This window comes from Pseudescherichia sp. (assembly GCF_031979925.1).
Lineage (GTDB): Bacteria > Pseudomonadota > Gammaproteobacteria > Enterobacterales > Enterobacteriaceae > Pseudescherichia.
In genome coordinates, this window is the sequence record NZ_DALZFB010000001.1 from 456,393 (window position 1) to 465,727 (window position 9,335).

Annotated in this window: 16 protein-coding genes; 14 read left to right on the forward strand and 2 right to left on the reverse strand. The window is 52.5% G+C overall.

What is annotated here, in order from left to right; all coding sequences use genetic code 11:
- Positions 1–3: 3 nt before the first annotated feature.
- A complete protein-coding gene (gene arsH, locus RTM13_RS02250; protein WP_312209746.1) occupies positions 4–702 on the reverse strand; it encodes an arsenical resistance protein ArsH in 699 nt (232 codons plus the stop codon).
- Positions 703–787: 85 nt separating this feature from the next.
- Between arsH and RTM13_RS02255 the strand changes: the two genes are divergently transcribed.
- From RTM13_RS02255 to RTM13_RS02300, 10 genes are all read left to right on the forward strand, one after another.
- Positions 788–1,108 (forward strand): metalloregulator ArsR/SmtB family transcription factor, encoded by a 321-nt coding sequence (locus RTM13_RS02255; protein ID WP_312209747.1) that lies wholly within the window; start codon positions 788–790, stop codon positions 1,106–1,108.
- A 44-nt stretch (positions 1,109–1,152) separates the two neighbouring features.
- Positions 1,153–2,442, forward strand: coding sequence for an arsenic transporter (locus RTM13_RS02260; protein WP_312209749.1), 1,290 nt, complete (start codon positions 1,153–1,155; stop codon positions 2,440–2,442).
- 12 nt (positions 2,443–2,454) lie between these two features.
- Complete coding sequence (arsC, locus tag RTM13_RS02265) at positions 2,455–2,880, forward strand: glutaredoxin-dependent arsenate reductase (protein ID WP_312209751.1); 426 nt, start codon at positions 2,455–2,457, stop codon at positions 2,878–2,880.
- 633 nt (positions 2,881–3,513) lie between these two features.
- Positions 3,514–4,113, forward strand: a complete 600-nt coding sequence (locus RTM13_RS02270; RefSeq protein WP_312209752.1) for a DUF1367 family protein — start codon at positions 3,514–3,516, stop codon at positions 4,111–4,113.
- 4 nt (positions 4,114–4,117) lie between these two features.
- Positions 4,118–4,318, forward strand: coding sequence for a hypothetical protein (locus RTM13_RS02275; protein WP_312209753.1), 201 nt, complete (start codon positions 4,118–4,120; stop codon positions 4,316–4,318).
- A 2-nt stretch (positions 4,319–4,320) separates the two neighbouring features.
- Positions 4,321–4,926, forward strand: a complete 606-nt coding sequence (locus tag RTM13_RS02280; RefSeq protein ID WP_312209754.1) for a recombination protein NinG — start codon at positions 4,321–4,323, stop codon at positions 4,924–4,926.
- Complete coding sequence (locus tag RTM13_RS02285; protein ID WP_042395704.1) at positions 4,923–5,063, forward strand: YlcG family protein; 141 nt, start codon at positions 4,923–4,925, stop codon at positions 5,061–5,063. The genes RTM13_RS02280 and RTM13_RS02285 overlap by 4 nt, the downstream gene beginning before the upstream one ends.
- A complete protein-coding gene (locus RTM13_RS02290; RefSeq protein WP_312209757.1) occupies positions 5,060–5,875 on the forward strand; it encodes an antitermination protein in 816 nt (271 codons plus the stop codon). The genes RTM13_RS02285 and RTM13_RS02290 overlap by 4 nt, the downstream gene beginning before the upstream one ends.
- A gap of 532 nt (positions 5,876–6,407) precedes the next feature.
- Positions 6,408–6,836 (forward strand): tellurite resistance TerB family protein, encoded by a 429-nt coding sequence (locus RTM13_RS02295; protein WP_268107250.1) that lies wholly within the window; start codon positions 6,408–6,410, stop codon positions 6,834–6,836.
- On the forward strand, positions 6,836–6,988 hold the full coding sequence (locus RTM13_RS02300; RefSeq protein WP_312209760.1) for a DUF3927 family protein: 153 nt from the start codon (positions 6,836–6,838) through the stop codon (positions 6,986–6,988). The genes RTM13_RS02295 and RTM13_RS02300 overlap by 1 nt, the downstream gene beginning before the upstream one ends.
- A 64-nt stretch (positions 6,989–7,052) precedes the next feature.
- On the opposite strand, the gene RTM13_RS02305 is transcribed toward RTM13_RS02300, so the two are convergent.
- A complete protein-coding gene (locus tag RTM13_RS02305) occupies positions 7,053–7,250 on the reverse strand; it encodes a hypothetical protein (RefSeq protein WP_312209762.1) in 198 nt (65 codons plus the stop codon).
- A gap of 181 nt (positions 7,251–7,431) precedes the next feature.
- On the opposite strand from RTM13_RS02305, the gene RTM13_RS02310 reads away from it, so the two are divergent.
- The 4 genes from RTM13_RS02310 to RTM13_RS02325 all read left to right on the forward strand — a co-directional run bounded on the left by RTM13_RS02310 (position 7,432) and on the right by RTM13_RS02325 (position 9,097).
- On the forward strand, positions 7,432–7,662 hold the full coding sequence (locus tag RTM13_RS02310; RefSeq protein WP_312209764.1) for a class II holin family protein: 231 nt from the start codon (positions 7,432–7,434) through the stop codon (positions 7,660–7,662).
- Positions 7,663–7,668: 6 nt separating this feature from the next.
- Positions 7,669–8,166 carry a lysozyme gene (locus tag RTM13_RS02315; protein WP_312210122.1) on the forward strand — a complete coding sequence of 166 codons (498 nt, stop codon included), beginning with the start codon at positions 7,669–7,671 and terminating at the stop codon, positions 8,164–8,166.
- Positions 8,156–8,521, forward strand: a complete 366-nt coding sequence (locus RTM13_RS02320) for a hypothetical protein (RefSeq protein WP_312209766.1) — start codon at positions 8,156–8,158, stop codon at positions 8,519–8,521. Before RTM13_RS02315 ends, RTM13_RS02320 begins: the two co-directional genes overlap by 11 nt.
- Positions 8,522–8,863: 342 nt before the next feature.
- Positions 8,864–9,097, forward strand: a complete 234-nt coding sequence (locus RTM13_RS02325) for a hypothetical protein (RefSeq protein ID WP_312209767.1) — start codon at positions 8,864–8,866, stop codon at positions 9,095–9,097.
- Positions 9,098–9,335 lie beyond the last annotated feature (238 nt).

The following is a 9,335-nucleotide window of genomic DNA, read 5'->3' on the forward strand; positions in this document are numbered from 1 at the left end:
GGGTCAGATTTTTGCCTGGTTAACACGCGCTGAAAGTTCACTATGGTTTTCTTTTCTCTCGCTGTAGCGATCGGCAAGATACTCTGTCTGGTTTTTTAAAATCAGTGTGATTTTGAAAAGCTCTTCGGTGACATCAACAATTCGGTCATACCAAGGGGATGGCTTCATGCGCCCATCCTCATCAAACTCCTGCCAGGCCTTTGGGACTGATGACTGGTTAGGAATTGTGAACATACGCATCCAGCGACCAAGGATCCGCATCTGATTGACGGCATTAAATGACTGCGAACCTCCGCACACTTGCATAATAGCAAGCGTTTTGCCCTGTGATGGCCTGAGAGCGCCTTCACTTAGTGGGATCCAGTCAATCTGAGCTTTCATAACCGAACTCATTGCACCATGGCGTTCTGGTGAGCTCCAGACCATCCCGTCGCACCATCTAACCAGTTCACGCAGTTCCACCACCTTAGGGTGGGTCTCAGAAGCATCATCAGGAAGAGGCAGGCCTGACGGATTAAATATCTTCACTTCCGCGCCCATCTGCGTCAGAAGTCGGCCGGCTTCTTCAGCAGCAAAGCGGCTATAGGAGCGCTGGCGTACCGAGCCGTATAAAACCAGTATGCGAGGTGCGTTCTGAGCCTGAAAATGCTCTGCGATGTGCCTGTCAAAATACGCGGGGTCGAGTGCAGGAAAATTCTCCACAGTACATTCCTCAGCTTTGAAGGTTGTTTAAATAATTACATATATGATTTACCATATGTGTAATTAAACGCTATCGGAGATAAAAATGCTACATCCGGTTCTGCTTTTCAAAACGCTTTCCGATGAAACAAGGCTGTCTATTGTGATGCTGCTGAGGGAGTCGGGAGAGTTATGTGTATGTGACATCTGCGCAGCAATGGGTGAGTCGCAACCCAAGATTTCGCGGCATATGGCGATACTCAGGGAATATGGCCTTGTTTCTGACAGAAGGGAGGGGAAGTGGGTTCACTATCGCTTGTCTCCTCATATGCCAGCCTGGGCGGCGACCATTATTGATGACACCTGGAACTGCCTGCGGGATGAAACCCGCGACAGGTTAAAATCGGCAATACCAGGCACGTGTTAAGTAAATAGGATGCATGTAGCAAATCATATGTGATGGAGTAAGCGATGTTAGTGGCAGGTGTGATTTTTCTGTTTACGCTGGTTCTGGTGATCTGGCAGCCTAAAGGGTTGAGTATTGGATGGAGCGCCAGCATAGGTGCAGTTCTGGCGCTGGTCAGTGGTGTGATCCATGTCAACGATATCCCGGTAGTATGGGATATCGTGTGGAATGCAACAGCGACGTTTATTGCTGTGATTATCATCAGCCTCCTGCTGGATGAGTCTGGCTTTTTCGAGTGGGCAGCCCTTCATGTGTCCCGTTGGGGCAATGGGCGTGGACGACTGCTTTTTACTTACATTGTGCTTCTCGGTGCGGCTGTAGCTGCCCTGTTCGCTAACGACGGTGCTGCGCTGATCTTGACACCCATAGTTATCGCCATGTTGCTGGCGCTGGGATTCAGCAAGCAGGCAACGTTGGCATTTGTTATGGCTGCTGGCTTTATCGCTGATACTGCCAGCCTCCCGCTAATAGTCTCGAACCTGGTGAATATTGTCTCGGCAGACTTCTTTAAGATGGGATTTGCAGAATATGCCTCGGTTATGGTCCCGGTCGATATTGCCGCCATTGTGGCAACGCTGGTCATGCTGCATCTCTTTTTCCGTAGGGACATCCCACCGGTATATGACCTGTCGAAACTACAGGAGCCAGCCCGCGCCATTAAAGATTTGGCGACATTCAGAACAGGCTGGATTGTGCTCCTGCTCCTTCTTGCCGGGTTTTTCGTGCTTGAACCTTTGGGGATCCCTGTCAGCGCAATCGCAGCAGCAGGTGCGTTAATTTTGTTCGCTGTGGCAAAAAAAGGACATGCGATTAATACCGGAAAAGTGTTGCGTGGAGCGCCCTGGCAAATCGTGATTTTCTCACTAGGAATGTACCTGGTGGTATACGGGTTGAGGAATGCAGGACTGACGGAATACCTGTCCGGTGTGCTGAATGTACTCGCTGAACAGGGCTTATGGGTTACTACATTGGGAACAGGTTTCATCACAGCATTCCTGTCATCCATAATGAACAATATGCCTACCGTACTCATTGGCGCGCTTTCAATTGATGGCAGTACGGCATCAGGTGTTATTAAAGAAGCAATGATTTACGCCAACATTATCGGATGCGATTTGGGGCCAAAAATTACCCCGATTGGTAGCCTGGCAACACTCCTCTGGCTCCATGTACTTGCAAAGAAAAACATGACCGTTACATGGGGGTACTATTTCCGGACAGGCATCATCATGACTGTGCCGGTTCTGTTTGTGACGCTTGCAGCGCTGGCGTTACGTCTCTCTTTCACACTGTAGTGAGATACTGATATGAGCAATATTACCATTTATCATAATCCGGCCTGTGGCACCTCCCGTAATACGCTGGAGATGATCCGGAATAGCGGTGTTGAACCTACCGTTATTCTGTACCTTGAAACACCGCCGTCGCGTGAGGAGTTACTGAAGCTCATTTCGGATATGGGCATAACTGTGAGGGATCTTATTCGAAAAAATGTAGAACCTTATGAAGATCTCGGCCTTGCAGAAGACAGGTTCACTGACAGCCAGCTGGTTGAGTTCATGCTACAGAGTCCGATCCTGATTAATCGCCCGATTGTAGTCACGCCCCTGGGAACCCGCCTTTGCCGCCCGTCGGAAATGGTGCTGGATATACTGCCTGAACAACAGAAAGGATCGTTCATTAAAGAAGATGGTGAGAAGGTGGTTGATGAATCCGGTCATCGTGTGAAGTGATAAAATTTATGCAGATCCGGCATCCTTCTTATGCTGCTGCTGACTTAACTGAAAGCAAGCCACACACGTTGTGGCTTTTTTATTCAATAGGTTACAGAGGGAATAGGAAGTCGTCACATGGCTCTTAAAACGTTTAACAAGTTGATCATTAACATTATTGCGTGTACTGTTTATTTATACAGTATTCGATGTGTGGTTGAAGCACTCCAGTAGAGTTTTTATTTTTCTTCCGGCGAACCTATTAGGAAATTTGCGTGATTTGATATTTTGGTTCTATGAGGACGATTTCTCCCCGCCGGGAGGACGTATTTGTTGATAGCAAAGAAGGGGGTTTTTGTGGCTGAGATGTGTCCTGATGGGGGGGAGTATTTATACCGGGTGGTCCGGTCCGATGGTACAGCGGTATGCTCGTTTCATCTCAGACCCGGGGATCGCGTACTACTCTCCAACAATGGCTCAGAGGTTGGCCATAAACATCTCCTTGCGGATGAACGCGTGACATCGCGAGAAGTGCTTATCGAGATCGTGAGAGAGTTATCAGCCTGCAATTGACCTTTTTAGTGCCTGAATAGCATAATGATACACCGGCCTGAACAACCGGTAACCTGACCACGATGCGCCACGGAGAACACCATGGCGCAGCAGTTACAACTCATCAAGCAGTCCTCAGGAATCCTGATCCCCGCTACGCCGGAGACCAGTGATTTTCTGCAATCAAAATGTAAGCTGGGCGCGGTACTCGAGGCGGACTTCCGCCAGCTGCGTAACCCGGCCTTCCACCGTCGTTTCTTCGCTCTGCTGAATCTCGGCTTCGAATACTGGGAGCCTACCGGCGGGGCGATCTCCTCGAACGAGCGTAGGCTGGTAACCGGCTATGCCAAATTTCTGGCTTCATACGGTGGCAGCGAAGGCGCGCTGCTGGATGCCGCTGAGCAGTATCTGGCTCGCATTGCTGATCGCCGTTCCGGTAGCATTAGCATCTGCAAATCGTTTGACGCTTATCGGTCATGGGTGATCGTTGAGGCTGGACACTATGACGCAATCCAGCTGCCTGACGGCACCCTTCGTAAACACCCCAGAAGCATTGCGTTCGCCAGTATGGACGAGCCCGAGTTTCAGCAGCTCTACAAGGCCGCGCTCGATGTCCTGTGGCGCTGGATATTGTCCCGAGCATTCCGGGACCAGCGCGAGGCCGAGAACGCCGCCGCACAGCTCATGCACTTCGGGGGCTGAGTCTATGAAAGAGACCTGGTTCTATCACACCGACTGCACGACGGCGCAGGCAGAAGAGCTGCTGGAGCAATACCGACGCCGCGGGGTTAAAGTCGAGCGCAGCCTGAATGCCGATCTCATCACATGGACCGTCAGCGCCCTGCTGCCGGAGGGCAATCATCCGCCGCGCCCGAGCCGGGTATGGCAAAGCAAGGCGTGGGGTTGAGCATGGCAAAGAAACCCCGCCGTAAGTGCGCAAACAAAGAGTGCCGCCAGTGGTTCCACCCGGCGCGCGATGGTCAGGTGGTCTGCTGCTACGAGTGCGCCACCGTCATAGCCAAAGAGCAGACCGCAAAGAAACGTGCCGAGGCTATGCGGGCTGAGAAGCAGCGCCAGCGCGAAGAGGCCAAAAAGCAGCGGGCACTGGATGCCGAACGCCGCCAGGCTGTTAAGCCACTAAGTCACTTCGTCAAACAAGCCCAGCAGGCATTCAATGAGTTCATCCGATACCGTGATCGTCATCTTCCATGCATCAGCTGCGGCCGCCACCATGACGGGCAGTATCACGCCGGGCATTTTCGCACCACTGGTGCGAATCCGGAGCTGCGCTTTAACGAAGACAACTGCCATCGCCAGTGCGCCCCCTGTAATAACCACCTTTCCGGCAACCTGACCGCATACCGCCCAGCGCTGATCGCCAAAATTGGCCAGGCCCGCTTTGATGCGCTGATGGGGCCACATGAACTACCGAAATGGAAGCGCGACGACCACATCCGGATCCGCGATGAGTACCGCGCAAAACTCAAAGAACTGAAACAGCAGGAGGCTGCGTGAAGCCTGAATTTATCGAATCACTCCGCATGCGCTGGCAGCGGCTCCGCATCTACCGCCGCCCGGGTTCCGTGCTGGTGGATTACCGCATTCTTCGTAACTTTATTCGTATTTACCAGATGGCAGGGACCAGGGCATGAACCTTGAAAACACCGTGAAATACCACTTCGCCAAATCGACGATGATCAGCGACTCCCCGCGCGCCACTGGCTCAGACTCGCTCACCGGCACGGATATCATGGCTGCTATGGGCATGACGCAGGAACGCGCCGCGATGGGCTACAGCGCCTTCCTGGGCAAAATGGGGATCAGCCATAACGACCGGGAGAGGGCTATCGCGCTGCTGGCCGAGTACGCGCTGACCAAATGCGACAAGGTGGCTGCGCTGCGCAAGCTGGACGCCGGGATCAAACCGTTGGTGATGCGCCAGCTGGCTATCTTTGCCTTTGAGGACTATTCGCGCAGTGCCGCCAGCGTGAAGCAGTGTGATTGCTGCAATGGGGAAGGGTTCATTGAGGCTGACGTTTTCACGATGAAATCGCACTACACCATGAGGCTCCCACAGTGGGCCAAAGACCTTAAACAGTCGCCGAGTGATTTCGAGGTTAAGCGCCAGGTGCGGGAAGTGGCCCGGGTACTATGTCCGACCTGTAAGGGGAAAAAGGTTGTCAGCTGCGCCTGTAATGATTGCCGGGGGCGCGGTAAAGCCGTTAATCAGGAACTCACTGAAGATCAGGGCGTACCAGTTCTGACGGACTGCAAGCGCTGCAGTGGGCGTGGCTATGAGCGGATCCCATCTACTGAGGCATACGCGGCTGTTTGCCAGATTACTGATGCCATCACACTCGACACCTGGAAGAAATCGGTCAAGCCTTTCTACGACCAGCTCATTACTAAGTTCGACATTGAAGAGGCCTGGGCCGAACAGCAGCTTAAGCGAATAACAAGGTAGAGCTCATTAAAATAGCCTGCAATTTTATCGTGGGCTATTTACTTTTCCCGAATCTGTGTTAATTTCTTCCTAACGATGGGTTACTGCCTTCGTTTAAGCCCTGCGGTTAACCCCGTGGGGCTTTGTCGTTTCTGGAGGGTCAGAAAATGCAGATCTAAACGGGTAGACCGCAGCCGCAAGGCAGTGCAGCAGTCATGATGCTGCCCCGAGTCGCCATCGAGCGAGCCTGTGTAGTGATGGGTCAGGGTTCATAGATTAAAACTAGCTCCGGTAAAGCAGCGCGACCGCCAGACGCGCACCGGTTATTAGCGGCGATGAAGCGACAGCACCTCAAGGGCATGAGCGTGGCCACTCCGGGCAGTGGCAAAGAATTTACAGAGGCTCGCATACGCGGGCCTTTTTCATACCCGCGCCACGCTCGGCGCTTTAACCACAGAGCCTTTCAGAGGTGAGCCAGAGTGATGGTCGGTGTGACCGTCTCTGTGGACTGACCATCCTGAGCGCTGGCTCACCCCCTAAAAGGAAAGTCACTATGTTCGGTTTCGGTAAAAAAGCACGTAAGGCAGTAAGCGACATCAAGAAGTTCGAAAAGCGCGATCTGGCCCAGGCGGTGGTAAACGCTGCTTACCTGGTGGCATACGCTGACGGCGAGTGTGAAGCGTCAGAGAAGGCGAAGATTGAACAGGTGCTGCGCAACCAGCCATCGCTGGCGGCGTTCACCTCTGAAATCAACGCCATCAGCGCAACGATCGTCGGCCAGCTGGACACTAACTTCAAGATTGGCCGCCGCGCGGCGCTGCGTGAGATTGAAGACGTTAAGCACGATACCCGCGAAGCCGAGGACGTTCTCGACGTGGCGGTAGCCATTGCTGAGGCGGACGGTGAAGTGGAGCCGGAAGAGCGCAAGGTGCTGGAAGAGATCGCTAACGCTCTCGGCCTGCGTCTGGAAAACCATCTGTAATGGCTAAGCTTCGCTGGGCTGCTGCCGGCGTGCTGCTGTTTCTGGTGATCGCCATCGACTTTACCAGCAAGTTGATGTCGATCCTGGCTGACGGCGTGCTGGTGGCTGGCGCGGTAGCGCTGCTCTGGCCGCTGCTCAAGAAAACGAAATAACACTCTTCCAGAGGCGTCCATTGGGCGCCTTTTACAGAGTGCTATTTTTTGGTTACGGCGCTGTTTAATTTGAAGAATCTATTACCCTTTTTAATGCTGATTCATAAAGCAAGATTTCGTCCACCTCGGCGCTACTCTCGTAAACAGCAACATATTTGTCGGTGAGAAATTTGGTAAGCAATTCTTTGCTTATTTCCTGCTCCGGGGCTGACTGGAAGATGTCAATGACAGCTCTCCCGATAATCCAGTCTTCATCACTCATGTCACTTCCAGTATGAGAAAAAGGCATCATGACCCTATTCCTACTGTATTGACAGGATTATCGCGAAATAAATCTCTGTATTCCTTTGAAAATCAGAAGAGCAGGCGTGAATTCTCATGCCTGACACCCTTTTTACTACTCACAGCACCCCGACCCATCGGAGGTGAGAGATATGTCCCATATGAGCAAACTTGTAACCGGCGTCGCCCTCGGCACCTCTGGCGGCACCATCGTGAACGGAATTCTGACAAAGTTCAGCCCCGATGAGTGGAGCGCGATTGGTGTACTGGCAGGTATTGCCGGGATCATCATAACCGGGCTGGTTAACTGGTACTTCAAGCGCAAGGTAACGAACGCCCAGGTAAAAGCGCTGGAGAAGTACGGCCCCGCTGTCAAAGTCGGAGAAGATTAAATGCCAATGACCAGCAGCCTGCGTAACAAACTCATCGCCGCCGCGGGTGGCGGTGCAATGCTGATCGCCTCCCTGTTCCTCGGTGGGCAGGATGGCGTCGAAGGCCGTAAGTACGTGGCCTATAAAGACGTCGCCGGGGTGTGGACCGTCTGCGATGGTCACACGGGCCGGGATATCGTGAAAGGGAAGACCTACACCGATCGCGAGTGTGACAACCTGCTGTGGAAAGACCTCCAGCCAGCCAAGAAGACGGTTGATAGTCTGGTCAAAGCCCCGCTGAACGAGTATCAACGCGCCGCGCTCTACAGCTTCGTTTTTAACGTTGGCTCTGACGCGTTCTCCAAGTCCACGCTGCTGCGCAAGCTTAACAAAGGCGATCACGCCGGAGCGTGCGAAGAGATGCGACGCTGGGTTTACGCTGGTGGTATGAAATGGAAAGGCCTTCAGAACCGACGCGAGATGGAGCGCAGCTTGTGCCTGGCGGAGAGCAAACATGACCTTTAGCCTTCGAACAGTTCTGCTGATCGCTCTCGTGGTGATGCTGCTTTCTATTGCCTATGGCGAGCTACGTTACCGGAATGGCTGGTACGCCCACGCTGACCACATCAACGCACAGGCCGCCAGTAAGAAAGCCAAAGCCGAGAAGGCGATTCAGCCAGTCGAGCAGAAGGCCGCGCAGGCCAGTGACGAAGGCCGGATCATCTACCGAACCATAACCCGCGACGTGGTGAAATATGTCCAGGATCCGAATCGTACTGTGTGCCAGTTTGACGATACTGCTGTGCAGCTGCGCCAGCGTGCCATCGACGCTGCCAACTCCATCAGCGGATTTGATGCAGGAGCCGTGCAGGGCAAGTGATGCAGGTGCAGACAGTGACGAAGACCTGCAGGCGGACATCGAGACAGCACAATGCCTGCGCCAGCTGCGACTGGACAAGTATCGCTGGCAGGCATGGTATAAAGCAGTGAAATAAAAAAACCCTCAGAAACGGGAAACCCGAAATGTTTCTGAGGGTGTGCAAATGCACAATCGTTACGCTATTAAGTGTGCAGATTTTAAGTATTTTTGCACTGAAAATTAGTCGGAAAGTTTTTTGACAGATAATCAAAATGTGCCAGCGCTCAAAATCTGACCCCAGTGCTGTACTCATTGCCGATCTAATGACCTATTCTGACCGCAGCTTATTGCAGCGGAGGGGATATGAAACAGCCTTTGGATTTGAACAAAGTGTTGGTGTGGCAACTTACGTTCCGGTTCTCGACTGCCGCCGTCCCGGAAGGCAGGGGCATCCACTTAGTGCGGGCGCTCGAGAACGAGCCGACGCGCCAGCTTTATGACCGAATCTTTGATGAAGTGGATGCAGAGCTGCGCACTGAGTATGGCGATTACCAGTTTGAAGACTGTGTCATCACGCCTGCGATAATGAAGGAATAATGACAGCCTTCAGGCACTTTCTTGCGCTCGAAAGCTAGCGGATAATTTTCATTAATTTATTCTTCTTCAACGCGCCGTTTCGACAAAAAAATAAGATACTGCATTTATTGGCAGCATAATAATCTAATGATGTAGGGTTTATGCACTAGAAAGTTACACTCAACAACATAACCGGACCGCAATCCATATTTAGCATGTGGAATTCTGAAAGGTCTCTACACTCGTTTCAGCTCTGATA